Below are 26,407 nucleotides of genomic sequence, written 5' to 3' on the forward strand. Positions count from 1 at the left end.
GAATGATCCTGCGCCGCGCGGCGAGCCGCCTTCTCGCCGCGGTCCTGCTGGCCGCCAGCGCCGGCGGGTCCGCAGCCGCCCAGGAAGGCGCGCCCACGCCGAACGCCGCCGGCGCCGCCGTCTTCGAGGCCCGTTGCAAGAGCTGCCACGAGCCCCCGGTCGCCCGCGCGCCCAGCCGCGACCAGCTGCGCAGCCGGAGCAATCAGGAGATCCTGGAGGCCCTGACCGGCGGGATCATGAAGCCCATGGCCACGGGCCTCTCGGCGGCCGACCTGACCGCCGTGGCCACCTTCCTGACCGGCCGCAGTGTCCAGGCGCAGGCGGCGCAGTTCCCGGCCCAGCCCGCGCCGGTCTCCGTCGCGCCGAGCGCCGCCGCCCAGATTCAGCTCGGCAAGGTGCGCGCCGTCTCGCCCGCCATGCTGCACGACCCCTCGCCCGGCGACTGGCTGCAGTGGGGCCGCACCTACGACGGCCAGAACTTCAGCCCGCTGACGGCCATCAACCGCGAAACGGTGAAGTCGCTCTCGCCGGCCTGGCGCGCCCCGCTGCCGAGCGGGCCCAGCATGCCGACGCCCATCGTCCATGACGGGGTGATGTTCCTGCAGACCAGCCCGGACATGGTGGTGGCGCTGGACGCGGCGAACGGGACGGTGCTCTGGCGGCGAACCTACAAGCCGACCGTCCCGTCCAACCAGAAGATGGGGCTGTCGCTGTCGGGTGGGCGGGTGTTCGTGCCCACCTCCGACCTGCACGTGATTTCGCTCGACGCGCGGACCGGCGAGCAGGTCTGGGACCACGAGATCGCCATCGAGGCGCCGGCCAGGGACCGCAAGGCCTTCGTGCTGCGCAGCGCGCCGCTGATCGTCGGCGACAAGGTGATCCAGGGCGTCACCGCCAGCGGCGCCCCGGGCGGCGGCTTCATCATTGGGATGGACATCGCCACGGGGCGGGAGCTGTGGCGCTTCCACACCATCGCGCGGCCCGGCGAGCCCGGCGGGGACAGCTGGAACGGCCTTTCGCTCGACAAGCGGAGCGGCGCCTCGGTCTGGGACCAGGGCACCTACGACAAGGCGCTCAACCTGGTCTATTTCGGGGTCGGCCAGACCTACGACACGGGCCCGCTCCTGAAGCCGTCGGGCGTTCCTGGGACGACGCAGGACGCGCTCTACACCGACAGCACGCTCGCCCTGGACCCAGACACCGGCAAGCTCGTCTGGCACTTCCAGCACCTGCCGAACGATCAGTGGGACCTCGACTGGGTGTTCGAGCGCACGCTCGCGACGCTCAACATCGATGGGCGGCCGCGCCGGGTGGTGATGACGCTTGGCAAGATGGCCATCCTCGACGCGCTCGACGCCAAGACCGGCGCCTATCTGTTCTCCATCGACCCGGGCACGCAGAACGTCATCTCGGCGATCGATCGCAAGACCGGAGCGAAGACGATCGACCCGCAGCGGGTGCCGGACCTGGCGCGGCCGACGGTCATCTGCCCGGGGCCGTCCGGCGCGCGGTCCTGGCCCGCGACCTCGACCAATCCGCACAGCGGGCTGCTGTTCGCGCCGCTGACCCAGTGGTGCATGCTGTTCGGCCCGCCCAGCGGCTACCAGCTGTTGAGCTCCGGCGTGGGGTTGACCCCCGCCGACCATCCGGAGGCGGCGAAGAGCGGCATGATGGGCCGGCTGCAGGCCATGGACCTGAAGGGCCGCAAACTGGCCTGGAAGCACGACCTCACCGCGCCGATCTCCACCTCGGCGCTGGCCACGGCCGGCGGCGTCGTCTTCGCGGGCGACCTCGACCCCGCGCTGAAGGCCTTCGACGACCGCGACGGCAAGCTGCTCTGGCAGGCCCCGCTCGACAACTATCCGAGCTCCAGCGTGATCACCTACAGCGTCGGTCAGACGCAGTACGTCGCGGTGGTCACAGGTCTGCGCAACAACCACATCGGCGACCTCTCGCGGCGCTACCAGGCCTTCCGGCGGGCCCGCGGCGGGGTTGCCGACACGCCGAAGGGCGAGCCCGCCGTAGTGGTGTTCGCCCTGGGCGGCCCGAGGTCCTGACGGCCTTCCGCGATCCGGCGGTTCCCCTCGAAAGCAAGATCGCGCAGATTGGGCGGGCAGCGTAAGAGGTTGGCCTCGCTACGGCCTTTGCTTGAGGGGTGAGTTGATGGATCTGAAGCCCGGATCGCGCTGGAAGAGCGCGGTCTGCGACACCGAAGTGGTGCTCGTCCGCCCGCCGTCGGCGTCGGGCAGCCTGGAGTGCGGCGGCCAGCCGATGCTGCCGCACGCCGCCGAACGGCCGGCCGGGGCGACGATATCGCCCGATCGCGCCGCCGGCAGCCTGCTCGGCAAGCGATATGTGGACGAAGAAACCGGCCTGGAGGCCCTGTGCAGCAAGCCGGGCGCGGGCTCGCTCTCGCTGGACGGCCGGCCGCTGACCATGAAGGAAGCCAAGAAGCTTCCCGCGTCGGACTAGGTCTTCTCATGCACGCCGCGCTGCTTCTCGAGATGGCCGCCGACGCCTTCCCCGACCGCGCCGCGCTGGGCCCCCGCGCCGCGCCGGTCAGCTTCGCCGAGCTGCAGGCCCGCGCCCGCGGCGGCGCGGCCTGGCTCGCCGATGAGGGCGAGGGCAGCGTGGTCTGGCTGGGCCTGAACGGGCCGACCCTGCCGGTGGCCCTGTTCGCGAGCGGCGTGCTCGGCCGCCCCTTCGCGCCGCTGAACTATCGCCTGCCGGACGACGACCTCAGGCGCCTCGCGGCCCGCACCGCGCCGTCGGTCGCCATCGCCGACGACGACATGCTGGCGCGGATCTCCGGCATCCCCGGCGTGATCGCCGTCGCCCACAGCGCCTTCGACGCGGCCTGCCTCGACCCGGCGAACCGCGCCGTGGAGCCGCCGTTCGTCGACCCCGACATCGCGGTCCTGCTGTTCACCAGCGGCACCACCGGCGAGCCCAAGGCCGCGGTCCTGCGGCATCGACACCTCGCGTCCTACGTCATCTCCACAGTCGAGTTCATGGGCGCGGAGGAGGACGAGGCGGCTCTGGTCAGCGTGCCGCCCTACCACATCGCCGGCGTCTCGGCGGTGCTGACCAGCATCTATGGCGGGCGGCGGCTCGTGCACCTGGCGGCCTTCACGCCGGAGGCCTGGGTCGAGACCGCCGCGGCGGAAGAGATCACCCACGCCATGCTGGTGCCGACCATGCTCGGCCGCGTGCTGGACGTGCTGGAGGCCAAGGGCGAGCGCCTGCCACGCCTGCGGGCGCTCTCCTATGGCGGCGGCCGCATGCCGGCGGCGGTGATCGAGCGCGCGCTGAAGCTTCTGCCGCAGGTGAATTTCGTGAACGCCTACGGCTTGACCGAGACCAGCTCGACCATCTCGGTGCTGGGCCCCGACGACCACCGCGTCGCCATCGCCTCCGACGATCCCGATGTCCGCCGCCGGCTGGGTTCGGTCGGGCGGGTGCTGCCGGGTCTGGAGCTGGAGATCCGCGGGCCGTCGGGCGAGGTCATACCCACCGGCTCGGCGGGCGAGGTCTATGTGCGCGGCGAACAGGTGGCCGGCGAGTATCTCGGCAAGAGCCTGCTCGACGCCGACGGCTGGTTCCCGACCAACGACCAGGGCTGGCTGGACGCCGAAGGCTTCCTCTTCGTCGAGGGCCGGCTGGACGATGTGATCGTGCGCGGCGGCGAGAACATCTCGCCGGGCGAGATCGAGGACGTCTTGCGCGCCCATCCGCAGGTCGCCGACGTGGCGGTGGTCGGCGCGCCGGACGACCAGTGGGGCGAGCGGGTCGCGGCCTTCGTGGTACCGAAGGGCGATGCCCCCACGGCCGATGAGCTCAGCGCTTGGGTGAAGGCGCGCCTGCGGTCCACCAAGACCCCGGAGAGCTACGACTTCCGCGCCGAGCTGCCCTACAACGAGACCGGCAAGCTGTTGCGCCGCGTACTGAAGCAGGAGCTGGCCGCCCGCACGGCGGCCTGAGGCCCGCCGGTGCGCGCGACCGGCGCCGACTGGGAGATCGTCGAGCTCGCGGACGGCGCGCTTCGCCTCGGCGTCCATCGCGCGGGACCACGCCCGACGCCCAGCGGCGCCGACATCGCGCTCACCGCCGACCCCGATCCGCCGGCGCCCTGGGTCGGGGTCAAGGCGGCCGATCTCGACGCCCAGGTCGACGAGCTTTCCGCAGCGGCCGTCGCCCGGCCGATCGCTACAGCGGTCCTGATCCAGGTGCTGCGGATGTCGCTGGCCCTGCCGTTCGAGGACGCCCTGGTGGCGGAGTCGCTGGCCTATTCGACCCTGCTCGGCGGCGCGGAGTTCGCCGCCTGGCGCGCGGCGACGCCGGTCCGCGCGAGGCCCCGAGCCGCCGGCCTGGCCGCCGATGCGCCCTGGGTCCGCCTGGCGCGCGGCGAGGACGGGCTGATGGTGACGCTGGCGCGCGCCGAGGCGCGCAACGCGGTCAACGCGCGGCTGCGCGACGAACTGGTCGAGGCGCTGGAGTTCGCGCTGGTCGATCCCGACGCTGGCCCCGTGATCCTGGCCGGCCAGGGTCCGGCGTTCAGCGCCGGCGGCGACCTCAACGAGTTTGGCCAGGCGACCGACCTGGCGCTCGCTCACGCCGTCCGCGTGCAGCAATCGCCGGCCCGCCTGGCGCACGCGCTGGGTGGGCGGCTGACCGCGCGGCTGCACGGCCCCTGCATCGGCGCGGGCATCGAGATCCCGGCCGGGGCGGCTCGCGTCACAGCCACGCGGGACGCGTGGTTTCGATTGCCGGAAGTGTCGATGGGCCTGATCCCGGGGGCCGGTGGCACGGCGACGATCCCGCGCCGTATCGGGCGCGAGCGGTGCGGCTACATGGCGCTTAGCGGCCGCGCTATCGACGCCGCCACCGCGCTGGCCTGGGGCCTGGTCGACGCCATCGAGGCCAAGGCGTGAGCGCGCTCGCCGCCGCGGTGCGCCGCTTCGGCCAGCAGATCGCGGCCGGTTCGGCGGCGCTGGGGACCCGCGTCGAGGTGAGTGAGGCGGTGCTGGACGCCCGCGCCCCCTGGATGACCCTGGCGACGCCCGGCGAGCGCTCCCCCAACGGCAGCTGCCGCATGGTGCGCGCCGCCGACGGCTGGATCGCGGTCAACCTGCCGCGCGAGGACGATCGCGCGGCGGTCCCGGCTTGGATTGGCTGTGGCCTGGATGATGAGCCGTGGGCGGCGATCAAGGCGGCGGCCCGGACCCGACCCGCCGTGCGCCTGGCCGAGGACGCACAGCGCCTGGGCCTGCCGGTCGCGGTCGTCGGCGCGGTTCGGGCCGCCGGCGCCGACGCGCCGTTCCGCCGGTCCGGCGCAGGTGCGACCCAGCCGGGGTCGCGGCGGCTGCGGGTCATCGACCTCTCGAGCCTCTGGGCCGGCCCGCTCTGCGGCGCGTTGCTGGCGCGGGCCGGATGCGCTGTCCGCAAGATCGAGAGCGCCGCGCGGCCCGACGTCGCGCGGCTCTCGACCCCCGGCTTCTTCGCCGAGCTGAACAGCGGCAAAGGCCAGCTTGCCCTCGACTTCTCCGATCCGAACGACCTTGACCGGCTGAGGCAAGAGATCGGCCGGGCCGATGTCCTGATCACCAGCGCCCGGCCACGCGCCTTCGACCAGCTCGGCCTTCCGCCGGAGGCTGTGTTCGCGGCCAATCCCGGTCTCGTCTGGACGGCGATCACTGGCTACGGCTGGGAGGGGCCGCTGAGCCATCGCGTGGCCTTCGGCGACGACGCCGCCGCGGCCGGAGGCCTGGTCCGCTGGCGCGACGGACGGCCGGAGTTCATGGGCGACGCGCTCGCCGACCCTCTGACCGGACTCGCCGCGGCGGCCGGGACGCTCAAGGCGCTCGCCCAGGGCGGTGGCGGACTGGTCGACGTGGCCATGGCGCGGACCGCTGCGGGCGTGGCCGCTCGGGTTGGACTGGAGGCCGCGGTATGAGCGGGCGGCTCACCCTGCGCAATGTCGAGGTGGAGGGCGTCGGCGGTCTGGACGTGCGGCTCGATGGCGGCCGGATCGCAGCGATCGGGCGCAGCCTGGCGGGCGGCGGGCCCGAGCTCGACGGCGCTGGCGGGGGGCTGATCCCGGGCCTGATCGATCATCACGTTCACCTGCTGGCGCTGGCGGCGCAGGCGGACTCCATCGCGCTCGACACGGCCCAAGCCGCCGCCGACCTGGCCCAGCGGATCGGCGCGGCAGCGGCTGGGCGGGCGCCGGGCGCCTGGCTGCGGGCCACCGGCTATCACGAGCGTGTCGCGGGCGTCTTGGGCGCCGCAGAACTCGACCGGCTGGCGCCTGGTCATGCGCTGCGGGTGCAGCACCGCAGCGGCGCGCTCTGGATGCTGAACAGCCTGGCTCTGGAGCGCGTTCTGGGCGCCGAACCGCCGCCGCCCTGCGTCGAGATCGACGAAGCCGGGCGGCCCACCGGACGCATCTGGCGCGGCGACGACTGGTTGCGCACCCGCATCGGCTCAGCCCCGCCGCCGCTCGCGCCGATCGGCCGGGTTTTCGCGGCCTGTGGAGTCACTGGCCTGACCGACGCCAGCGCCACCACCGACGCCGCCGCAGCCGATCTGCTGGCCGCCGCGCGCCGGGCCGGCGCCTTGCCGCAGCGGCTGATGCTGATGAGCGCCGGCGAACTCTGCGCCCAGCCCGGCGTGATGGTGGGGCCGGTGAAGGTGCTGCTGGACGAGCACGACCTGCCGGACCTCGACGACCTGACCGCCCGCATCGGCCTGGCGCGCCGCTGGGGCCGGCGCGTCGCGATCCACTGCGTCACCGCCGTGGAGCTGGCGGTCTCGCTGGCGGCGTTCGAGGCGGCCGGCGCGGCGCCGGGCGACCGGATCGAGCATGGCGGGCTCATCCCGGAGGCCGCGATCGGGTCCCTCAAGGCGCTCGGGCTGACGGTTGTCACCCAGCCGGGCTTCATACTCGAACGCGGCGACCGCTATTTGGCCGAGGTCGCCGCCGCCGACCAGGACAGCCTCTACCGCATCGACAGCCTGCTTGGCGCCGGCGTGTCCGTGGCCGGCAGTTCCGACGCCCCCTATTCGAGCCCCGATCCCTGGCTCGCCATCGCCGCGGCGACCGCGCGGCGAACGCGCCTAGGCCAGACGGTCGGCGCGGGCGAGGGCGTAGCTCCTGCTCGCGCACTGGGGCTTTGGCTGGGCGGTTTCGAGGATCCAGGCGGTCCACCGCGCCGCGTGGCGGTCGGCGCAGCGGCGGACCTCTGCCTCTTGACGACGCCCCTGGCGCAGGCGCTCGTCGAGCCCGACGCGGAGCGGGTCGCCGCAACCCTGGTCGGCGGCGAAGTGGTCTATGAGCGCGGGTCCGAGCGGCCCGCCGCCTAGCCCTTGGCGCGGGCGCCCTTGGGCGGCGTGAACCAGATCGGCGAGGTCCAGGCGCGCTCCTGGATGGTCGCGGGCGCCTTGTCCGGGATCGGCAGGTGGTTGGCGATCGCCAGATAGGTCGTCCAGCGCGGCGTCGGGATTTCCAGCACCCGGGCGTAATAGACCGCGGCCACATGCGGATCGAAGCTCGGGTCGCGCCACACCGCGTTCAGCGTCGGCGCGCCGATGGTGTTGGCGTACTTGCCCGTGGTCAGGTCGACGGTATTGCCCACGGCCGGCGCCTTGCCGGTCTTCGGATCGTCCTTGCGCCCCCCGGAGAGCGCCACGTCGAAGACCGCCTCCTTGTAGGCCTTCCCATCCAGCCAGATCTTGATGACCTGGATGCGGTCGAGGTTGGCGCCGTCCGGGTCCTTCATGGCCTGCAGCACGAAGCTGGGCGCGCCGCTCTTCGCGGTCGGCAGGTCGGAGCCCATGGCCACGCCCTGCGCATAGGCGGTCTTCACCCAGTCGGCCTTCTTCAGCAGGTCCGGCGCGAAGCCGAAGCCGCCGAACATGCGCAGCCGGATGCGGGTGCCGGTGGTCGCGAAGGTCTCCTTGCGCTTCAGCGCCGCGAAGATCGAGCCGCGGGTGTTCTCCTCCGCCCAGACGCCGGTGATCGCCGCGCCGGCGAACTGCAGCGGCTCGTTCTCCGCCTGGCCGTTGGGCCGCACGCGGGTCTCGCCCTCGGCCTCGTTCATACCGAGCGCCACGCGCGCGGCCTGGCCCTTGGGCAGCATGGTGTTGCGATCGAGGCCGCTGATCCGTCCCGCGAAGGCGTTCTCGTCGCTGACGGAGAGGCCATTGTGGATGTCCGACGCGCCGACGACGCCCATCTTGAAGGGATTGGCGCCCACCTGGCTCTGGATCACCAGGCCCCGACCATAGGCCTCGCGCACGTAGGAGCCGTGCAGCACCGACTTGGTCTCGCCGCGATAGAGCCGGTCCATGATCTCGAAGTTGGCGAACTCGTCGTTCGGCGACAGTTCCGGGGCGGTGTCGGAGGAGCCTTTGGTCTGGCTGATCTCCACCAGCGGCTCGTTCAGGGCGCGGGCCTGGGCGTAGGCCTCGTCTATGGGGCGGCCGTCCGACATGTTCCAGTCGAAGTCGCGCCCGTCGCTGAGGTTCGAATTGTGCGGTATCGCCAGCACGTCGATCCCCTGCTTGCGCACGGCCTCCAGATATTTCCACAGGTCCTCGGGATGGTTGGAATCCACCGAGGTGAAGGGGTTGGGCGCGTGATCGGAATTGAAGATCACGTTGCGGTGCATGTGGATGCCCTGGCCCGGCGAGGCGGTCCATTCGTAGGCGACGAAGGTGGTGAACTTGCCGGGCTGATAGTTGGCGTTGGCGGCCTTCATCTCGACGTTCCAGCCGTCTGCGGCCTGGGCCGCGGCGGTCATGTCGCGGGTGTCCTGGGTGTCGCCGCCGCGCATGGCCTCGCCGGCCCGCAGGAACGCGCGCTGGCCGCCGCCGCCGACCTGCTTGGCGATGGAGGTCTGGGAGAAGGGGCTGCCTGGGATGTCGAGCTGGGTCATGGCGCCCAGGTATTCGGAGTGGTCGGTGACGGCGGTGAAGTCGAGCGGCCAGGCGCGCTTCGCCGGGACGGCGCCGGCCGGATTGAGGCCCTGCTGTTTGGCCACCTGGACGGCGGGCACCATCACGGTCTCGCCGCGGGCGAACTTGTAGGCCTGGTCCGGCGTCACCTTGGTGCCAAAGGTCCAGGCGTCGAAGGACATCACCGTGTGCAGGTGCAGTTCCCCGAAAAAGGCGCGCCGCGCGGCCGGCTCGGTCTTGGCGGCGGCTGGGGCAGGCGGCGGCTTGGCCGGCATGTCTGTGGAGGCCGCGGTGGCGGCGCCGGCGGCGACGATGGCGGTGGTAAGCAACAGCGCGCGCAGATGCATCTGAATCTCGCCCCATGTCAGGACGGAAACCCTAGGCGGCGGGCCTGGAAGGCGACAGCGCAATCGTCCATCAGTTCCGGATGGCGGAATCCGGCGGCGTCAGGATTTGCCCGGAACCTCCACATGGCCGCCGAAGCCGAAGCGCATGGCTGAGAGCAGTTTTTCGCCGAGCGTGTGCGCCTGGCGCGACCGGAAACGCGCGAAAAGCGACGCGGACAAGACGACGGCGGGCACGGCTTCCTCGACGGCCGCATCGATCGCCCAGCGGCCCTCGCCGCTGTCATCCACCGCGCCAGTGTAGCCCTCGAGCCGGGAATCTCCGGCCAGGGCCTGGGCGGTGAGGTCCAGCAGCCACGAGGAGATCACACTGCCCCGCCGCCACACCTCGGCGATGTCGGTCAGGTTGAGATCGAAGCGTTCAGCTTCCGGCAGGTTCGGCGAGTTCTTGCCGGCGAGGATGTCGAAGCCCTCGGCATAGGCCTGCATCAGACCGTATTCGATGCCGTTGTGGATCATCTTGACGAAATGGCCCGCGCCCACCGGGCCGGCGTGAATATAGCCCTCGATGGCCCTGGGGTCCGCGCCGTCCGGTCGGCGGGTGAGCGGGATATCGCCCGCGCCAGGCGCCAGGGTCTTCAGGATCGGGTCGAGCCGTTCGACGCTCGCCTTGTCGCCGCCGATCATCATGCAGTAGCCGCGTTCGAGGCCCCAGACGCCGCCGGAGGTGCCGACGTCCATGTAGGTGACGCCGCTGGGCGCCAGCGCCTGCGCGCGGCGGATGTCGTCCTTGTAGAAGCTGTTGCCGCCGTCGATGATCGTGTCGCCCGCCTGCATCAGCTTGCCGAGCGCGACGACGGTGTCCTCGGTCGGCGCGCCGGCCGGCAGCATTACCCAGACCGCACGCGGGGCCTGAAGCGCCCGGACCATCTCCTCAAGGGATTTGACGCCGGTTGCGCCGTCCTGGGCCAGCCCGTCGACGGCCTTGCCGTCGCGGTCATAGACGACGCACGCATGTCCGTTGTTCATCAAGCGGCGAACGATGTTGCCGCCCATCCGCCCTAGTCCGATGACGCCCAGCTGCATGTCGTCCTCCAAAGGAGGCGCCATGCCGGGCGATGCGAGCCCTAGGCGCCGCCGAATCCGAGATAGCCGCGCTCTACCATGCGCCGCATGCCTTCGTAGACGTCGGTCAGTTCTTCATAGACGGTCCGCAGCCGGGTAAGTTCCGCGAGCTGCTCTGCGGTGATGGACCGGTTGGACTCGCTGAGCGCGATGCCGGTGGCGACCCAGAGCGCGCGGGCCTGGGCAGTGGCCAGGGCCAGGCGTTCGAACTTCTTGGTGTCGATGCCGGCGAGCGTGGCGCTCATCACCTTCAGATTGGCCGCGTAGCCGATGTAGTCGATCTGCTCGAGATGCCCGCGCAGGGCGCGCTGGGCCTTCGGATCCATCGCCGCGTCGGGCTCGAAATGGTCCCCGATGATCCTGCGCGTACTGGTCCTGGTCATAGACATGCCGTGTCTCCCGCCCGAATAACCGCTTAGGGGCGCTGCAAACGATTGCGCAGAGCAAGACGCTGAATTGGCTAAGATTCGATTAGGGCTCTTCGCGGAGACGCGCGGGTCAGAGCTTCACGACGACACCGCGCCGGTCGAGCACGTAGCCCAGCAGCCAGCAAACCAGGGTGTAGGCGATGGCGCAGAGGAGAGAGCCGATCGGCCCAGGAACCGCCGCCTGGAACAGGGTCTCGCCCACCCAGTCGTAGAGCCCGACGCCCGGCGCGACCTCGGCCTGCTGCAGGGTGGTCACGAAGAGCTCGGAGAACAGGTAGATCACCAGGGGATTGCGCCCGAACACCTCGAAGAAGCGGCTGGCCGGGTTCGGCGGACGGCCTTCGAGGAGGGCCGCGAGCCCCGCGAGGATGACCAGGTCCGAGCCTACGGTCAGCAGGACGAAGCTGCCGGTCCAGAGCTTCTTGGCGATGGGAAAGAGCGGGTTCCAGGCGAGCGCCGCCAGCATCAGGACCAGGCCCGCCACGGCCATTCGGGGCACGGCTTGCCGTCGGTCGGCCGCGCCGGTCAGGTAGCGTGCGGTGAGGTAGCCCGCGATGACGTTGACCGTCGCCGGCAGGGTTCCCAGCAGGCCCTCGGGATCGAAGCCGCCGCCGCGCCGATAGAGGTGGCTTTGGCCCAGGACCAGCAGGTCGAGCCGGGCCCCGGCGTTGCCGAGTTTGGAAAACGGGTCGACGGGATTGTAAGCGACCAGGACGGCCCAATAGCCGGCCAGCAGCAGGATCGAGAGCGCCGCCAGCATCCGCACGGACAGGTAGCGGACGGCGAAGGCGGCCAGCCCGTAGCAGAGCGCGATCCGCTGCAGCACGCCCATGATCCGGGTGTCGGCGAGCGGGCTAAGGTTCCAGACCCCGCCGTCCCGATGCACGAACGGGTACCAGTACATCAGGAAGCCCAGCAGGAAGATCAGGGCCGTGCGCCGCAGGACCTTCAGCGCGAACTGCCCGTGCGTGGCCGGCTTGCTGAAGCTGAAGGCCATGGCGCAGCCCACGGCGAACAGGAAGGACGGGAAGACCCAGTCGGCGCCGGTGAAGCCCAACCACTTGGCGTGGACCAGCCAGGGAAAGGGCTGCGCGCCCGGTCCCGGCGTATTGACGACGATCATCAGGGCCACGGCGAGGCCGCGGAAGACATCCAGAGACAGGAAGCGCTCAGCCGGCTTGGCCATGGGGCCGAGCCTAGGCGCGATCCAGCGTGGCGAGAAGCGCCCGGACTGAGGCGACGGGATCGGCCGGCGGCTCGCGGACGTAGGCGGTGTCGCGCCCGACCCAGGCGTGCTCCCAGCCGGTGATCGTCGCGACGACGGCGGCCTCGTCGAAAGGGCCGGTTCCGGCGGCGCGCAGGGCGTCCAGGAACTGGCGCCAGCGCGGCAGGTAGAAGTCGCGGTAGAGGCCCTGCCAGGCCTTCGACGCATAGTCGTTGAGGTTGCCGTCGCCGCCCCAGATGGTGACCTGGGCCTTGGCGTTCAGGACATAGGCCCGGGCGTCGGCGGGGGCGTCGCCATAGGCGCGGGCCTCGGCGATCCAGGTCGCGAGCGTCTGCGGTTGGACGCCCAGCAGGGCGTCGAGGCCGAGCGCCAGGTCTTCGACCTTGCGGCGCGAGGCGTCGCCCGCCGCAAGGTCGCCGCGTCGGTAGGCCGAGACCGTCTCGATCAGCAGAAGGTCGACGCGCTCGCTGACCAGGTGGCGGACCGCGTCGACCAGATCGAGGACGAAGAGCCGCTCGCCCGCAAGCTGCGGGGCGAGGCGGGTAAGCTCCCGCACCGCCGCGTCCAACTCGGCGCGGTCGCCCGGGTGTCCTTCGAAGTTCACGATCGTCGCGGTCGGACGCTTGAAGAACAGGTAGGCGCCGGCGCGGTTGTCCCACCAGCGCGGCGTCCAGTAGCGGGTGCGATAGGCGCTGTCGGCCAGCTTCGCCAAGGCGGCGTCCAACTCGGGGCTCGTGCGGCCATACCGCGACCGCGCATAGGCCGAGAGCCAGTCGCCTTGCGACGCGCCGCCCGCGTTCCAGGCCAAGTCGTAGGCGGCCTCATAGACGATGGAATTGTTGTGCAGGCCCTCGGGGAACAGGCCGAAACCAGCCAGCGCCCTGGTGTCCTTGCTGGCGGTGAGCGCCGCCAGGTCGGTGCGGTAATAGCCGAGGTCGCCGTAGACCGGGTTGCTGGCCCCGTAGTTGTGCACGTAGCCGTAGATCCAGCGCTTGCCACCGAAGGCGCGGGCCCTGCGCCAGATATCCGGATAGCGGTCGTTGCCGATGTCGAGGACCATCAGCTTGTCGTCGGGGACCTGGCTGAAATAGGCGGCGATGGCGTCGGGCGTCCAGAACGCCTGGTCGGCGCCGAACAGCCAGCCCTGCATCACCCAGACCGCGTCTGGCTGAGCCTGCTGGAAGGCGTCGTGGATCGCCTTGCCGTAGGCGGCGAGGCGCCTCGCCTTCAGCGCCGGATCGACGGGCGCCTTAGCCTGGGCGACCTTGCCGGCCGCATCGTTGAAGGCGCCGCCGGCGTCGGAGCCATCCTGCGCGATGGGCGGGGTCATCTCGTTGAAGGAGTCGGCGAGGTAGAAGGTCCCCGGGCCGTAGGTCTCGCTGTAGAGCGCCAGGAAGCGCGCGGCGAGTTTCGGAAACAGCGGGTCGCCGGGGTCGAGCCAGTAGGTCTCGTGGAAGCCGGCGCCGGCGCGCATGCGGTAGATCTTCGCCGCGGGGTTCTTCTGCGCGAACGCCCTGGGCACATAGCCGCCGAAGGCCGGCAGGATCGGGCTCATGCCGAGGGCGCGCATGCGCGCCAGGATCAGGCGCTGCAAGTCGCGCTTCTTATCGATCCAGGCAGCGGGCAAGGGCGCACGGTAGCCCTCGAAATTGCCCATCCGCTGCCAGGGCGTGAAGGCCGGGCCGGAGAAATACTCAGCCAGTTCCCCTTCGGTCAGGCCCATCTCACGCCACAGCGCGCGCCAGACGTATTCCTGGCCCTCCATGGCCAGCGGCATGTCGATCCCGTGGACCGCCATCCAGTCGATCTCGCGCTCCCAGCGCGGCCAGCCCCACCAGGGCGTCGTGTAGCCGAAGGTGCAGGTGTTCAGGTAGGCGCGGTGGGCGAACGGGCTCTCCACCCGGCCGCTGGCGATGTCGGGCCAGCGCTTGGGCAGGGCGACGCGGTCGCCGTCCCAACTCACCTGCGCCGCTCCGAGCTGACGCATGGCGGCGTAGGCGCCACGGGCCAGGGCCACGGGGCCGTCGCCGCGCACGGCGAGCGTCCCGCCGCGGCCTTCGGCGGCGTACCAGGGTCGCGCAGCCGGCGGCTCAAGCGAGAGCCTGATCTTGCCGGCGGCAGGCCCGAACAGGCGCGTCAGCACGCCTCGCGCGGCGTCTGCGCCGGCGCTCAGAGCGGGCGTCGCGGCGGCGAGCCCCGCGCTCAGCGACCCGACCAGCGCCTCGCGGCGTGAGGGCGCCACGGCCCTGCTCTCAGTCCCGCGAGACGGCGCCGACGCGCGCCACGCGGAGCGAGTTTGTGCCGCCGGATTTGCCGAAGGGCACGCCGGCCACCACCACGATCTCGTCGCCCCGCCGGGCGATCCCGGCGCGGGAGGACAGCTGGGTCGCCATGGCCACCGTTTCGGTCATGGTGAAGGTGCCTTCGCAGACCAGCGGGTGCACGCCCCACGGCAGCGCGAGGCGGCGTGCGGTCTCCACCGACGGCGTCAGGCCGAGGATCACGCAGTCCGGCCGCTGGCGCGCGATCCTCAGCGCCGTGACCCCGCTGGTGGTGAAGGCCACGATCACGCTGGCCTCGATGGTCTCTGCGACCTGGCGTGCGGCCACCGAGATGGCGTCGGCGGAGGACTTTTCCGGGGTCGGGCGCATGGCCGCGCGGGTGGCGCGCAGGTCCTCGTCGCGCTCGGTGCGGGAAAGGATCCGGTCCATCATCCGCACGGTCTCGATGGGGTACTTGCCGGTGGCGGTCTCGGCCGACAGCATCACCGCATCGGCGCCGTCGAACACCGCGGTCGCCACGTCCGAGGCCTCGGCCCGGGTCGGCGAGGGCTGCTCGGTCATGCTCTCCATCATCTGGGTCGCCACGACGACGGGCTTGCCCCAGCGGTGGGCGGCGCGGATCACCCGCTTCTGGATCAGCGGCACGTCCTCGGGCGGCAGTTCGACGCCGAGGTCGCCGCGGGCCACCATCACCGCGTCGGAAAGCTGGAAGATCTCGTCGAGCTTCTCCAGCGCCTGCGGCTTCTCGATCTTCGACATCAGGTGCGCGCGGCCTTTCACCAGCTCGCGCGCCTCGGCCACGTCCTCCGGCCGCTGCACGAAGGAAAGCCCGATGTAGTCGACGCCGCAGTCCAGCGCGAAGGCGAGGTCGGAGCGGTCCTTCACGGTCAAGGCCGGGATCGGCAGGATCGCGCCCGGCAGGTTGACGCCCTTGCGGTCCGACAGCCGGCCGCCGACCGTCACCCGGGTCTCCAGATACTCCGGCGTCTGGCGCACCACCTCCAGCTGGATGCGGCCGTCGTCGAGCAGCAGGCTGTAGCCCACCGAGGCCGCGGCCATGATCTCCGGATGCGGCAGCTGCACCCGCGAGCCGTCGCCCGGCTGCGGCGACAGGTCCAGTCGGAACGGCCGGCCCCATTGCAGCACCACGTGGCCGGCGGCGAAGCGGCCGACCCGCAGTTTCGGCCCCTGCATATCGGCCAGGATCGCGATCGGGCGGCCAAGCTTCTTCTCGACGCGGCGGATCGCCTCGACGTTGCGAGCGTGGTCCTCCTGCGCGCCGTGGCTGAAGTTCAGCCGGAAGACGTCGGCGCCGGCCCGGAACAGCGCGTCGATGCGCTCGAGGTCGGAGGTCGCGGGCCCGAGGGTCGCGACGATCTTCATCCGGCGTTGGCGGGGAGGGTGAGCCATGGAGGCCTTATAGACTGACCGGGCGGCCAGTCTTCAAGGACTGAGCCGCTGCTTCGGCGAGCGCGAGGGCCGCGACGCCGTCCGCATAGCCGATCGCCGGCTCCGCCTTGCCGGCCAGGATGTCGGCGAAATGGGCCATCTCGGCGCGGTAGGCGGCGGCGTAGCGGTCGAGGAAGAAGTTCTGGAACCGGTCGGCCGCCGCGCCGTCCTCCCGCCAGACCTGGACCGTGCTCTCGGTGGCGTTGTCGGCGCGGACCATGCCGGCCGCGCCATAGGCCTCGATCCGCTGGTCGTAGCCGAAGCCGGAGCGGCGGCTGTTGGCGATCACGCAGAGCTTGCCGGACGCGGTCTTGAGCATGGTGCGCGCGGTGTCGATGTCGCCGGCCTCGCCGATGGCCGGGTCCACCAGGCAGCTCCCCCAGGCGAACACCTCCGACGGCTCTTCGCCCAGCAGCCAGCGGGCCATGTCGAAGTCGTGGATGGCCATGTCCTTGAAGAGGCCGCCGGAGACTTTCACATAGGAAACCGGCGGCGGCGCGGGATCGTTGCTGGTGATCTGCAGGGTTTCAAGCGCGCCGGCCGCGCCTGCGTCTAGCCGCGCCTTCAGGGCTCGGAAGCTGGGGTCGAAGCGGCGGTTGAAGCCCAGGAATAGGCGGGCGTCCCTGAGTTGCGCGGCCGCGGCGCGGGCCCGGCCCAGGTCCATGTCCAGCGGCTTCTCGCAGAAGATCGCCTTGCCGGCGGCGGCCGCAGCCAGGCAGTGGTCGAGGTGGGCGTCGGTGGAACTGGCGACGATCACCCCGTCGACCCCGCCGTCGGCCAGCACGGTTTCCAGAGCGGCCACGGCAGCGCCGGTCTCGGCGGCCAGCGCCTCGGCGCTCGCCGCCACCGGGTCCACCACGTGGCTCAGCGTCAGGGCTTGGTGCGCCATGGCGTTGGCCGCGTGGATCTTGCCGATCCGGCCGGCGCCGAGCAGGGCGATCTTGAACATGGCGGTGGCGGGGCCTCGAAACGTTGCGCAGAGCTCACGTATCGTGGACTACAGATTCCAGCACGCGCCAATGCGCGGTCATGGCGCCCCCGAAGTGTCCCCAGACGTGTCCAGCGACGGCAAAACCCTCGACCTTCTGGCGATCGGCCGCTCCAGCGTCGATCTCTACGGCCAGCAGGTCGGTGGTCGGCTGGAGGACATGGGCTCCTTCGCCAAGTACGTCGGCGGCAGCCCGACCAACACCGCCATCGGCGGCGCGCGCCTGGGACTGAAGACCGCGCTGCTGACCCGGGTCGGAGGCGACCACATGGGCCGGTTCATCCGCGAGCAGCTGGTCCGCGAGGGCGTCGACGTGGCCAGCGTGATCGCCGACCCGGCGCGGCTGACCGCCCTGGTGATCCTGGGCATCCGCGACCGCGAGAGCTTCCCGCTGATCTTCTACCGCGAGGCCTGCGCCGACATGGCGCTGACCGCCGCCGACGTGGATGAAGCCCAGGTGCGCGCCGCCCGCGCCGTGCTTGTCAACGGAACCCACCTGTCGCAACCCGGCGTCCGCGACTGTTCGATGAAGGCCGCCGAACTGGCGCGAGCGTCCGGCGGCAAGGTGGTGTTCGACGTCGACTACCGTCCGGTCCTCTGGGGGCTGACGGCGCGCGACATGGGCGAGGACCGCTTCGTGGCGCACGAGGCGGTGACGGCGATCCTGCAGCAGGTGTTGCCGGCCTGCGACCTAGTCGTGGGCACGGAAGAGGAGATGCACATCCTCGGCGGTTCGACCGACACCGTCGCCGCTTTGCGGTCTATCCGTACACGGACAGATGCGCTGCTGGTCTGCAAGCGCGGGCCCGAGGGCTGCTCGGCCTTCCCGGGCGCGATCCCCGGCAGTTTGGATGACGGCGTGGCGGGTCCGGGCTTCAAGGTCGAGGTGTTCAACGTGCTGGGCGCCGGCGACGCCTTCATGAGCGGCTTCCTGCGGGGTTGGCTGCGGGGCGAGCCGCTGGAGCGCTGCTGTGAGCTCGCCAACGCCGCGGGCGCCATCGTCGTCTCCCGCCACGGCTGCGCGCCCGCCATGCCGACCTGGCCGGAGATGCAGGCGTTCCTGGCGATGCGCGAGCGCCCGTTCCGCCTGCGCCAGGACGCCGAGCTGGAGCACATCCACTGGGCGACGACGCGGGCCGGGACCTACGATCAGCTCACCGTGCTCGCCATCGACCATCGCAGCCAGTTCGAGGACATGGCGCGCGACCTGGGCGCCGATCTCGCCCGCGTCCCTGCCTTCAAACGCCTGGCTCTGGCCGCGCTCGATCGGGTCGCTGGCGGCGATCCGAGTTTCGGCATCCTGCTCGACGGCCGTTTCGGCTTCGACGCCCTCGCTGCGGCGGCCGACCGTCCCTACTGGATCGGCCGGCCCATCGAGGTTCCGAGGTCGCGGCCGCTGGCGTTCGAATGTTCGGCCGATGTCGCCACCGAGATCGCCGAATGGCCGCTCAACCACGTCGTGAAGGTGCTGTGCCTCTATCATCCGGACGACGAACCCGACCTGCGTGAGCGGCAGGAGCGGCAGCTTGCCCGCCTCTTCGATGCCTGCCGCAAGACCCGCCACGAGCTGCTGGTCGAGATCATCCTGCCCGCCGAGATGCCGAGCGACGCCACGACCGTCGCCCGCGCCCTGGACCGCCTCTACGGCCTGGGGATCAAGCCGGACTGGTGGAAACTCGAGCCGCTGGACGATCCGGCCGCCTGGCGCGGCGTGGCCGCGGTTATCGAGAGCCGCGATCCCTTCTGCCGTGGCGTGGTGCTGCTGGGCCTGTCGCAGCCGACGGAGGCTCTGCTGGCCGCCTTCGCGGCGGTCGCCGATATCCCGGTGGTCAAAGGCTTCGCGGTCGGCCGAACCATCTTCGCCGAGGCCGCCCGGGCCTGGCTGGCCGGCGAGATCGACGATGCGGCGGCGGTGACCGTGCTGGCCGACAATCTGGCGGCCCTGGTCGAGGGCTGGCGGCGCGCGCGGGCGGCTGTGGGGCAGGCGGCATGAGCACGGTTCGGCTGACGGCGGCCCAGGCCGCGGTGCGCTATCTCGCGGCGCAGGATGTCGAGGTCGACGGCGGCGTCGTCCCGTTCTTCGCCGGGGTTTGGGCGATCTTCGGGCACGGCAATGTCGCGGGGCTCGGCGAGGCGCTGCAGGCCGCCCAGGACGTGCTGCCGACCTTCCGGGCCCACAACGAACAGGCCATGGCCCACGCCGCCATCGCCTACGCCAAGCAGATGCGCCGGGCCCGCGCCATGGTCTGCACCACGTCCATCGGGCCGGGCGCTGCCAACATGGTGACGGCCGCGGCGCTGGCGCACGTGAACCGCCTGCCGGTGCTGCTGCTGCCGGGCGACGTCTACGCCAGCCGCGCGCCCGATCCGGTGCTGCAGCAGGTGGAGGCCTTCGCCGACGGCACGGTCAGCGCCAACGACTGCTTCCGCCCGGTGTCGCGCTACTTCGACCGCATCGTCCGGCCCGAGCAGCTGCTCGCGGCCCTGCCGCGCGCCCTGGCGGTGCTGACCGATCCCGCCGACTGCGGGCCGGTGACGCTGGCCTTCTGCCAGGACGTTCAGGCCGAGGCCTATGACTGGCCGGAAGCGTTTTTCCGCCGCCGCCTTTGGCTGACGCGCCGCCAGCCGGCGGACCCACGCGAGATCGAGGCCCTGGCCAGGCGCCTGCGGGCCGCCAAGGCGCCGCTGATCGTGGCCGGCGGCGGCGTGCTCTACGCCAAGGCCGAGGCGGCGCTCGCCGAATTCGCCGCGCGGACCGGCGTTCCGGTCGCCGAGACGCAGGCCGGCAAGGGCGCGCTCACCTGGGACCACGCCCAGGCCCTGGGGGCCATCGGCGTCACCGGCTCCAGCGCCGCCAATGCGGCGGCCGCGGAAGCCGACCTCGTGGTCGCTATCGGCACGCGGTTGCAGGACTTCACCACCGGTTCGCGCGCCCTGTTCGCCAATCCTGACCGGACCTTGGTCCAGGTGAATGTCGCCACCTTCGACGCCGTGAAGCACAGCGCCGAGCCGGTGGTGGGCGATGCGGGCGCGGTGCTGGACCAGCTCGCCGCCGTGCTCGGCGACTGGCGCGCGCCGCGGGCCTGGGGCGACCGCACCGCCGAGGCCATCGCCCTCTGGACCGACGAGGCCGACGCCGCCATGGCGGTGACCGATGCGGAACTGCCCTCCGACGCCCAGGTGATCGGCGCCGTCTGGCGCGCCGTGCACGAGGGCGCGATCGTGGTCTGCGCCGCCGGCGGCCTGCCGGGCGAACTGCACAAGCTCTGGCGCACGCGCGAGCCTGGCGGCTACCACGTGGAGTACGGCTTTTCCTGTATGGGCTATGAGATCGCCGGCGGCCTGGGCGTGAAGCTTGCCGCGCCCGACCGCGAGGTCGTGGTCATGGTCGGCGACGGCTCGTACCTGATGCTGAATTCCGAGATCGCCACCTCGGTGGCCATGGGCGCCAAGCTGATCGTCACCGTGCTGGATAACCGCGGCTTCGGCTGCATCAGCCGTCTGCAGGCCGGGACAGGCGGCGCTGCGTTCAACAACCTGCTGGACGAGGCGGCGCCCGTGGTCGACTTCGCCGCCCATGCCGCAAGCCTCGGCGCGCGCTCGGAGAAGGTGAGCGGCATCGCCGAGTTCGAGGCCGCCATGGGCCGTGCCCGCGCGTCTGACCGCACCTATGTGGTGGTCATCGACACCGACCCGCTGGCGTCCACAGAAGCCGGCGGCGCCTGGTGGGATGTGGCGGTTCCGGAGGTCTCGCAGCGGGCCGAGGTGCGGGCCGCCCGCGCCGACTACGACGCCGCCAGGCAGAACCAGCGCCGGGGAGATTGAGTGTGAGTATCCGTTTCGGGGTCAGCCCGATCGCCTGGGTCAACGACGACATGCCGGAGCTGGGCGGCGAGACGCCGCTCGAGACCATCCTGGCCGACGCCCGCGACATCGGCTTTGCCGGTGTCGAGCTCGGCGGCAAGTTCCCGCGCGATCCGACGGTGCTGAAGCCGCTCCTCGCCGGCTACGGCCTGGACCTGGTCGGCGGCTGGTATTCCGGCGAACTGCTGACCCGCGACGTAGACGCCGAGATCGCCGCGGCGCAGGCCCACCTGACGCTGCTGAAAGCCCTGGGTTCGACCGTCTTCGTACACGCCGAGACCAGCAACGCCATCCACGGCCAGCGCACGGTCCCGCTGAGCCAGACGCCGCGTCTCGACGCGGCCGACTGGAAGCTGTTCGGGCCGCGGGTGACCGGCTTTGCCGAGTACATCCAGAGCCAGGGCCTGAAGTTCGCCTACCACCATCATCTCGGCACGGTCGTCGAGGGGCCGGACGACCTGGACAGCTTTCTGCGGGCGACGGGCGCGGCGGTGGGACTGACCCTGGATACGGGTCACGCGGCGCTGGGCGGTGTCGATCCGGTCGCGACGATCCGCGCTCACCCCGAACGCATCGCCCATGTGCACTGCAAGGATGTCCGAACCAGCGTGTTCAGCGGCGTGAAGGCGGCGGGCAGCAGCTTCCTGGACGGGGTCCTGGCCGGCATGTTCACGGTCCCCGGGGACGGCGCGCTGGACTATGGCGCGGTGATGCGCGCCTTGGCCGACATCGGCTACGCCGGCTGGATCATCATCGAGGCGGAGCAGGACCCGGCGATCTACGATCCGCGCAAATATGCCGAGCTGGGCCTCGCGACCCTGGAGCGCGAAGCCGCCGCCGCCGGTTTGAAGAAGGCCGCCTGAGATGACCGACCTGCTGGTCCGCAAGCACGCCCCCGACGCTGACGGCGTCGTGCTGGAAGTGACGCCCAAGAGCGCCGGCTGGGACCACGTGGGCTTCAAGGTGATCGAACTGGCGGCCGGCCAGACCGCGACCGGCGGCGAGGCCAGGCGAGAAGCCTGTCTGGTGCTGCTGAGCGGGGCGGCGGACATCAGCGTCGGCGGCCAGACCTTCGCAGGGCTCGGCGGCCGCGCCAGCGTGTTCGAGGATCGGGCGCCAGCCGCGGTCTACGCTCCGGGCGGCGCGGCCTGGACCGTGACGGCGGCGAGCCCGGTCGAGCTTGCCGTCTGCACCGCGCCCGCCGCCGGCGCCGGCGCCCCTCGCGAGATCGCCGCCGAGGCCATGAGCCGCGAGGTGCGCGGGTCGGGGACCAACACGCGGCATGTGCGCAATATCCTGCCGGAGACCGAGCCCGCGGAGAGCCTGCTGGTCGTGGAGGTGATCACGCCGGGCGGCAACTGGTCGAGCTATCCGCCGCACAAGCACGACACCGCCACGGCCGGCGAGGAGACGGCGCTGGAAGAGACCTACTATCATCGTCTCAACCCGCCGCAGGGCTTCGCCTTCCAAAGAGTGTACACGGACGACCGCAGTCTGGATCAGACCATGGCGGTGGAGGATGGCGACGTGGTGATGGTGCCGCGAGGTTACCATCCGGTCGGCGCGCCGCACGGCTACGATCTCTACTACCTGAACGTCATGGCCGGCCCGAAGCGGCAGTGGATCTTCCGCAACGACCCCGCCCACGACTGGATCATGCGCAAACCCTAGCCTTCGTCGTCGGCGTCCAGCCAGGCCATGGTCCGCTGCACGGCCTTCTTCCACTTGCGGTAGTGGCGGTTGCGTTCGTCGGCGGCCATGGCCGGGGTCCATTCGGCGGACTTCTTCCAGTTGGCGCGCAGGCTCTCGATGTCGGGCCAATACCCTACGGCTAACCCAGCAGCATACGCTGCGCCCAGGCAGGTGGTCTCCGGCACCACGGGCCGCACCACCGGCACGCCCAGCACGTCGGCCTGGAACTGCATGAGGAGCTCGTTGGCGGTCATACCGCCGTCGACCTTCAGGGTGGTCAGCGCCACGCCGGAATCGGCGCTCATGGCGTCGACGACCTCGCGGGTCTGCCAGGCCGTGGCTTCCAGCACCGCGCGGGCGATGTGGCCCTTGGTGATGTAGCCGGTGAGGCCGGCGATGACGCCGCGGGCGTCCGACTGCCAATAGGGCGCGAAGAGGCCGGAGAAAGCCGGCACGAAATAGCAGCCGCCGTTGTCCTCGACCGTGCGGGCGAGCGCCTCGATGTCGGAGGCCTTGTCGATCAAGCCCAGGTTGTCGCGGACCCACTGCACGAGCGAGCCGGTGACCGCGATCGAACCCTCCAGCGCGTAGACCGCCGGCTGGTCGCCGATCTTGTAGCCGACGGTGGTGAGCAGGCCGTTCTTCGAGTGCACCAGCTTGCCGCCGGTGTTGACCAGCAGGAAGCTGCCGGTGCCGTAGGTGTTCTTGCCTTCGCCGGGCGCGAAACAGGTCTGGCCGAACAGCGCCGCCTGCTGGTCGCCCAACGCCGAGGCCACCGGCACGCCGGCCAGGTCGCCAGACGCCTCGCCATAGACCTCCGACGACGGCCGGATTTCCGGCAGCATGGCGCGCGGCACGCCGATGGCGGCGAGCAGGCTGTCGTCCCAGTCCAGGGTCTTCAGGCTCATCAGCATGGTGCGGCTGGCGTTGGTCACGTCGGTGACGTGGCGCCCGGTCAACTTCCAGATGATCCAGCTGTCCATGGTGCCGAACAGCACCTCGCCGGCCTCGGCGCGCGCGCGCAGGCCGTCCACATGGTCCAGCAGCCAGCGGACCTTCGGGCCCGAGAAATAGGTCGCGAGCGGCAGGCCGCAGAGGTCGCGGAAGCGGTCCTGGCCGCGCGCCCCACCGAGCTCGCGGACCAGGCGGTCGGTGCGGGTGTCCTGCCACACGATCGCGTTGTGAACCGGCTTGCCGGTCGCCTTGTCCCAGAGGACCGTGGTCTCGCGCTGGTTGGTGATGCCGACGGCGGCCAGGTCCTTGGCCGTGATTTTCAACTTGGCGAGCGCGCCCTTCACCACCGCCTGGACGTTGGTCCAGATCTCCTCGGCGTCGTGCTCGACCCAGCCGGGCCTTGGGAAGATCTGCCGATGCTCCTTCTGGTCCACCGCGACGATCGCGCCGTCATGGTCAAAGACGATGCAGCGCGAGGAGGTCGTGCCCTGGTCGATGGCGGCGATGTAGCGGGTCATGGCGCGTCCGGTCAGCGAAGCGGGACGGAATCTCTACAGCAGCTCAAGCGGCCCCGCATCAGAAGGCGATCAGGAACCGCGCGCCCTCATCCGACGGCTCCAGCAAGAGCTGCCCGCCCTGGCTGACGATGGCCTGGCGCGCGAGGCTGAGCCCGATGCCGGCGCCCTCCGGCTTGGTGGTGAAGAACGGGCGGAAGACGTCGGCGGCCTGGTCGTCGGGCACCCCTAGGCCATTGTCCTCGACCGAGATGGCCGCGCCATCGCCGGAGGCGTGGGCCGACAGCCGGACGGTGGGCGTCGCGGCCTTGCCGGCCAGCGCGGCTTCGGCGGCGTTGGTCATCAGGCCCAGGAGCGCCTGGGCGGTGAGGTGCGGGTCGATGCGGATCAGGATGTCCGGTTTGGGCCGGGTGAGGTCGAGGCGCACGCCGAGCGGCGCCCAGCGGGTCTCGAAGAGCTGCCCCGCCTCGTTCATGAGGTCGGTCAGGCTGACCCGGCGCGGGGCCGGGGCGGGCAGGCGCGCGAGGCGGCGATAGGCCTCGACAAAGCGGTGCAGCCCCTCGGCGCGGCGCGCGATCACCTCGACGGACTGGCGCACCACCGGCAGGTCGGCGGGGTCCTCGTCGGCCAGCGCCTCGGCGGCGCTTTGGGCGAGGGAGGCGAGCGGCGTCAGCGAGTTCATCAGCTCGTGGCTCAGCACCTGCAGCAGTTCGCGAAGCGCCGCGGCTTCGGCGGCCTGGATTTCGGCCTCGATGTCAGTGAGGGCCGCCAGCCGCAGCGCGCCGCCCGCGCCCACCACGTCGGCCACCGAGATGGCGTAGGTCCGCGCCACGCCGCCTTCGGTCAGGCGCACCGTGCGCCGGCTGTCGGCCGAGCCTTCCAGGGCCGCGGCCACCAGCTCGGCGGCCGGCCCGGTGAGCACGTCGTCGGTGCGGAACAGGCGGCGCGCCGCGCGGTTGACCGCGTTGGCGGGCTCGCCGCGCCGCCAGGTGACCAAGGGCGTCGGGGCCTGGTCAAGGAAGGCCTGTAGAGTGCGCCGCGCTCGCTCGCGGTCGAGGTTCTCGGTGGGGATCTCGGGTTCGGGCTTGCCGGCGTCGTCGGGGCCGCCGACCCGGCCCGCCAGCCAGACCGCGGCCGCCGCGCCTGCGATGGCGAACAGCAGGGCGTTGGCCGGCAGCGTCGCGCGCCAGGCGAGGATCGCCACGGCGCCGCAGCCGAACACGATGGCCTGGGCGAAGAGGCCGGTCCAGAAGCGCCTAGAGCCCATGCTTGACCATGCGCCGATAGAGCGCCGCGCGCGTCAGGCCCAGGTCGCGGGCCGCCTGGCTGACGTTGTGGCCGTGCCGCTTGAGCGCCGCTTCGACCATGGAACGCTCGGAGCGGGAGAGGTTGAAGTCGGGGGCTCCGGTGGGGCGTTCGGCGCCGGACGCGGGGGCTGCGAAGTCGGCGGCGGTGAGGACGTCGCTCTCGGAGAGGACCACGGCGCGTTCGGCGGCCTGGCGCAGGCCGCGGACCTGGCCGGGCGGCGGCTGGACGCGCAGCATCTCCACAGCCGAGGTGTCGAGTGGCTTGGGCGGACGGTCATAGCGGCGGGCGAACAGGCGGACGAAATGCTCCAGCAGCAGGGTCAGGTCGTCGCCGCGCGCCGCGAGGGTGGGGAGCGCGATCTCGACGGTGTTCAGCCGGCCCAGCAGGTCGTCGCGCAGCCGGATCAGGCCCTCGCCGCCGCGCCGGGTGGCGGAGACGAGCCGCAGGTCGGGACCGGCGTCCAGCACCGCCAGCAGCCTGGCCTGGGCCGGGGTGGAGAGGTCGGCCACCTCGTCGAGGAACAGGGTGCCGCCGCGGGCCTCCAGCGCGGCCTCGCCGACCGCGTCTGCGGCGTCTTCGCCGAGGCCGCGGACGTCGATGCGGACGAAGGCGCCGGCGCGGCCGGAGCGGGCGTGCAGCAGGCGGGCGACCAGGTCCTTGCCCGTGCCGGCCTCGCCATGGATCAGCACCGCGGCGCCGGTGGGCGCGGCGCGGGCGACCAGGTCGCGGACCCGCTTCATCGGCGGGCTGTCACCGACCAGCAGCAGGTCGTCGTCGAGCGCGGGCGTGTCGTCGCCGCCGCTGCGGCGGCGGAGCGCGGCGGCCGCGCGGACGGTCTCCAGGAAGCGCGGATTGTTCCAGGGCTTCATGACGAAGTCGCTGGCGCCGGCCTTCATGGCGGCGACGGCGATGTTGATGCCGCTGTGGCCGGTGACCACCACGACGACCGCGTCGGGGTCGTGGGCGCGAATCTCCGCCAGCCACGCGAAGCCCTCGGCCCCCGACGTCGCGCCGCGGGCGAAGTTGAGGTCGAGCAGGATCACGTCGATCGGCTCGGCCGCCAGCACGCTCCAGGCCTCCGCCGGGCTGCGGGCGACGAAGAAGCGGAAGCCGTTCCGCTCCAGCAATACCTGGGCCGAGGTCAGGACGTCCGGGTCGTCGTCGACGAACAGGACGCTGGCGCCGGTTTCACTTGACAGACCCTCGACCATGTCCGGAAACGAACACCTCGTCCGAAAGCGGGCGAACGCCGCGCAGCCACGCGAGAAACCCCAATAA

Annotated in this window: 20 protein-coding genes; 10 read left to right on the forward strand and 10 right to left on the reverse strand. The window is 71.5% G+C overall.

The annotated features are described in order from the left end of the window. The first annotated feature begins 2 nt into the window (after nucleotides 1-2). The 6 genes from VKQ35_RS01435 (at nucleotide 3) to VKQ35_RS01460 (ending at nucleotide 7,362) form a co-directional block, all read left to right on the forward strand. Nucleotides 3-2,057 carry a PQQ-binding-like beta-propeller repeat protein gene (locus tag VKQ35_RS01435; RefSeq protein WP_324358243.1) on the forward strand — a complete coding sequence of 685 codons (2,055 nt, stop codon included), beginning with the start codon at nucleotides 3-5 and terminating at the stop codon, nucleotides 2,055-2,057. A 106-nt stretch (nucleotides 2,058-2,163) separates the two neighbouring features. Then, nucleotides 2,164-2,472 carry a hypothetical protein gene (locus VKQ35_RS01440; RefSeq protein WP_324358245.1) on the forward strand — a complete coding sequence of 103 codons (309 nt, stop codon included), beginning with the start codon at nucleotides 2,164-2,166 and terminating at the stop codon, nucleotides 2,470-2,472. 8 nt (nucleotides 2,473-2,480) lie between these two features. Beyond that, nucleotides 2,481-3,980, forward strand: a complete 1,500-nt coding sequence (locus VKQ35_RS01445; protein ID WP_324358247.1) for a class I adenylate-forming enzyme family protein — start codon at nucleotides 2,481-2,483, stop codon at nucleotides 3,978-3,980. Between the two features lie 9 nt (nucleotides 3,981-3,989). Next, the gene (locus VKQ35_RS01450) at nucleotides 3,990-4,931 is read left to right on the forward strand and encodes an enoyl-CoA hydratase/isomerase family protein (protein ID WP_324358249.1); all 942 of its coding nucleotides are present in this window, start codon (nucleotides 3,990-3,992) and stop codon (nucleotides 4,929-4,931) included. Next, nucleotides 4,928-5,953: a CoA transferase gene (locus VKQ35_RS01455; RefSeq protein WP_324358250.1), complete on the forward strand. Its 1,026-nt coding sequence runs from the start codon at nucleotides 4,928-4,930 to the stop codon at nucleotides 5,951-5,953. The genes VKQ35_RS01450 and VKQ35_RS01455 overlap by 4 nt, the downstream gene beginning before the upstream one ends. Continuing rightward, nucleotides 5,950-7,362: an amidohydrolase family protein gene (locus VKQ35_RS01460; RefSeq protein WP_324358252.1), complete on the forward strand. Its 1,413-nt coding sequence runs from the start codon at nucleotides 5,950-5,952 to the stop codon at nucleotides 7,360-7,362. The genes VKQ35_RS01455 and VKQ35_RS01460 overlap by 4 nt, the downstream gene beginning before the upstream one ends. Here VKQ35_RS01460 and VKQ35_RS01465 read toward each other — a convergent pair. From VKQ35_RS01465 to iolG, 7 genes are all read right to left on the reverse strand, one after another. Beyond that, the gene (locus VKQ35_RS01465; protein ID WP_324358253.1) at nucleotides 7,359-9,302 is read right to left on the reverse strand and encodes a DUF3604 domain-containing protein; all 1,944 of its coding nucleotides are present in this window, start codon (nucleotides 9,300-9,302) and stop codon (nucleotides 7,359-7,361) included. The two genes, VKQ35_RS01460 and VKQ35_RS01465, sit on opposite strands and share 4 nt — an antisense overlap. Nucleotides 9,303-9,401: 99 nt before the next feature. Continuing rightward, nucleotides 9,402-10,385, reverse strand: a complete 984-nt coding sequence (gene gnd, locus VKQ35_RS01470) for a phosphogluconate dehydrogenase (NAD(+)-dependent, decarboxylating) (RefSeq protein WP_324358254.1) — start codon at nucleotides 10,383-10,385, stop codon at nucleotides 9,402-9,404. Nucleotides 10,386-10,426: 41 nt separating this feature from the next. Beyond that, nucleotides 10,427-10,813 carry a hypothetical protein gene (locus tag VKQ35_RS01475; protein WP_324358256.1) on the reverse strand — a complete coding sequence of 129 codons (387 nt, stop codon included), beginning with the start codon at nucleotides 10,811-10,813 and terminating at the stop codon, nucleotides 10,427-10,429. A 109-nt stretch (nucleotides 10,814-10,922) separates the two neighbouring features. Continuing rightward, nucleotides 10,923-12,038, reverse strand: a complete 1,116-nt coding sequence (locus tag VKQ35_RS01480) for an acyltransferase family protein (RefSeq protein WP_324358258.1) — start codon at nucleotides 12,036-12,038, stop codon at nucleotides 10,923-10,925. Between the two features lie 10 nt (nucleotides 12,039-12,048). After that, nucleotides 12,049-14,319 carry an alpha-N-acetylglucosaminidase gene (locus VKQ35_RS01485; protein WP_324358260.1) on the reverse strand — a complete coding sequence of 757 codons (2,271 nt, stop codon included), beginning with the start codon at nucleotides 14,317-14,319 and terminating at the stop codon, nucleotides 12,049-12,051. A gap of 10 nt (nucleotides 14,320-14,329) precedes the next feature. Further along, nucleotides 14,330-15,769 (reverse strand): pyruvate kinase, encoded by a 1,440-nt coding sequence (pyk, locus tag VKQ35_RS01490; RefSeq protein ID WP_324358262.1) that lies wholly within the window; start codon nucleotides 15,767-15,769, stop codon nucleotides 14,330-14,332. A gap of 7 nt (nucleotides 15,770-15,776) precedes the next feature. Further along, entirely contained in the window at nucleotides 15,777-16,757 is a 981-nt protein-coding gene (gene iolG / locus VKQ35_RS01495) for an inositol 2-dehydrogenase (RefSeq protein ID WP_324358264.1), read from the reverse strand. Nucleotides 16,758-16,851: 94 nt separating this feature from the next. Between iolG and VKQ35_RS01500 the strand changes: the two genes are divergently transcribed. From VKQ35_RS01500 to iolB, 4 genes are read left to right on the forward strand one after another with little or no spacing between them, the layout of a single operon-like run. Beyond that, nucleotides 16,852-18,789 carry a bifunctional 5-dehydro-2-deoxygluconokinase/5-dehydro-2-deoxyphosphogluconate aldolase gene (locus VKQ35_RS01500; RefSeq protein ID WP_324358265.1) on the forward strand — a complete coding sequence of 646 codons (1,938 nt, stop codon included), beginning with the start codon at nucleotides 16,852-16,854 and terminating at the stop codon, nucleotides 18,787-18,789. Beyond that, nucleotides 18,786-20,621 carry a 3D-(3,5/4)-trihydroxycyclohexane-1,2-dione acylhydrolase (decyclizing) gene (gene iolD / locus VKQ35_RS01505; RefSeq protein ID WP_324358267.1) on the forward strand — a complete coding sequence of 612 codons (1,836 nt, stop codon included), beginning with the start codon at nucleotides 18,786-18,788 and terminating at the stop codon, nucleotides 20,619-20,621. Before VKQ35_RS01500 ends, iolD begins: the two co-directional genes overlap by 4 nt. A 2-nt stretch (nucleotides 20,622-20,623) precedes the next feature. Beyond that, complete coding sequence (gene iolE, locus VKQ35_RS01510) at nucleotides 20,624-21,523, forward strand: myo-inosose-2 dehydratase (RefSeq protein WP_324358269.1); 900 nt, start codon at nucleotides 20,624-20,626, stop codon at nucleotides 21,521-21,523. 1 nt (nucleotide 21,524) lies between these two features. Further along, nucleotides 21,525-22,331 (forward strand): 5-deoxy-glucuronate isomerase, encoded by an 807-nt coding sequence (gene iolB, locus VKQ35_RS01515; RefSeq protein WP_324358271.1) that lies wholly within the window; start codon nucleotides 21,525-21,527, stop codon nucleotides 22,329-22,331. Here the strand turns inward: iolB and glpK are convergent. From glpK to VKQ35_RS01530, 3 genes are read right to left on the reverse strand one after another with little or no spacing between them, the layout of a single operon-like run. Beyond that, nucleotides 22,328-23,824 carry a glycerol kinase GlpK gene (glpK, locus tag VKQ35_RS01520; protein ID WP_324358274.1) on the reverse strand — a complete coding sequence of 499 codons (1,497 nt, stop codon included), beginning with the start codon at nucleotides 23,822-23,824 and terminating at the stop codon, nucleotides 22,328-22,330. The two genes, iolB and glpK, sit on opposite strands and share 4 nt — an antisense overlap. 58 nt (nucleotides 23,825-23,882) lie before the next feature. After that, entirely contained in the window at nucleotides 23,883-25,088 is a 1,206-nt protein-coding gene (locus VKQ35_RS01525; RefSeq protein ID WP_324358276.1) for a HAMP domain-containing sensor histidine kinase, read from the reverse strand. Then, nucleotides 25,078-26,340, reverse strand: a complete 1,263-nt coding sequence (locus VKQ35_RS01530) for a sigma-54 dependent transcriptional regulator (RefSeq protein WP_324358278.1) — start codon at nucleotides 26,338-26,340, stop codon at nucleotides 25,078-25,080. The genes VKQ35_RS01525 and VKQ35_RS01530 overlap by 11 nt, the downstream gene beginning before the upstream one ends. Between the last annotated feature and the right edge of the window lie 67 nt (nucleotides 26,341-26,407).

Source organism: Phenylobacterium sp. (genome assembly GCF_035309685.1).
In the GTDB taxonomy this organism is placed as follows: domain Bacteria; phylum Pseudomonadota; class Alphaproteobacteria; order Caulobacterales; family Caulobacteraceae; genus Phenylobacterium.

Excerpts from the sequence above, each read along its gene's own strand:
- VKQ35_RS01435 (WP_324358243.1), top strand. The coding sequence starts at position 3 with ATGATCCTGCGCCGCGCGGCGAGCCGCCTTCTCGCCGCGGTCCTGCTG.
- VKQ35_RS01440 (WP_324358245.1), top strand. The coding sequence starts at position 2,164 with ATGGATCTGAAGCCCGGATCGCGCTGGAAGAGCGCGGTCTGCGACACC.
- VKQ35_RS01445 (WP_324358247.1), top strand. The coding sequence starts at position 2,481 with ATGCACGCCGCGCTGCTTCTCGAGATGGCCGCCGACGCCTTCCCCGAC.
- VKQ35_RS01460 (WP_324358252.1), top strand. The coding sequence starts at position 5,950 with ATGAGCGGGCGGCTCACCCTGCGCAATGTCGAGGTGGAGGGCGTCGGC.
- VKQ35_RS01465 (WP_324358253.1), bottom strand. The coding sequence starts at position 9,302 with ATGCATCTGCGCGCGCTGTTGCTTACCACCGCCATCGTCGCCGCCGGC.
- gnd (WP_324358254.1), bottom strand. The coding sequence starts at position 10,385 with ATGCAGCTGGGCGTCATCGGACTAGGGCGGATGGGCGGCAACATCGTT.
- VKQ35_RS01475 (WP_324358256.1), bottom strand. The coding sequence starts at position 10,813 with ATGTCTATGACCAGGACCAGTACGCGCAGGATCATCGGGGACCATTTC.
- VKQ35_RS01480 (WP_324358258.1), bottom strand. The coding sequence starts at position 12,038 with ATGGCCAAGCCGGCTGAGCGCTTCCTGTCTCTGGATGTCTTCCGCGGC.
- pyk (WP_324358262.1), bottom strand. The coding sequence starts at position 15,769 with ATGGCTCACCCTCCCCGCCAACGCCGGATGAAGATCGTCGCGACCCTC.
- iolG (WP_324358264.1), bottom strand. The coding sequence starts at position 16,757 with ATGTTCAAGATCGCCCTGCTCGGCGCCGGCCGGATCGGCAAGATCCAC.
- iolD (WP_324358267.1), top strand. The coding sequence starts at position 18,786 with ATGAGCACGGTTCGGCTGACGGCGGCCCAGGCCGCGGTGCGCTATCTC.
- iolB (WP_324358271.1), top strand. The coding sequence starts at position 21,525 with ATGACCGACCTGCTGGTCCGCAAGCACGCCCCCGACGCTGACGGCGTC.
- glpK (WP_324358274.1), bottom strand. The coding sequence starts at position 23,824 with ATGACCCGCTACATCGCCGCCATCGACCAGGGCACGACCTCCTCGCGC.
- VKQ35_RS01525 (WP_324358276.1), bottom strand. The coding sequence starts at position 25,088 with ATGGGCTCTAGGCGCTTCTGGACCGGCCTCTTCGCCCAGGCCATCGTG.
- VKQ35_RS01530 (WP_324358278.1), bottom strand. The coding sequence starts at position 26,340 with ATGGTCGAGGGTCTGTCAAGTGAAACCGGCGCCAGCGTCCTGTTCGTC.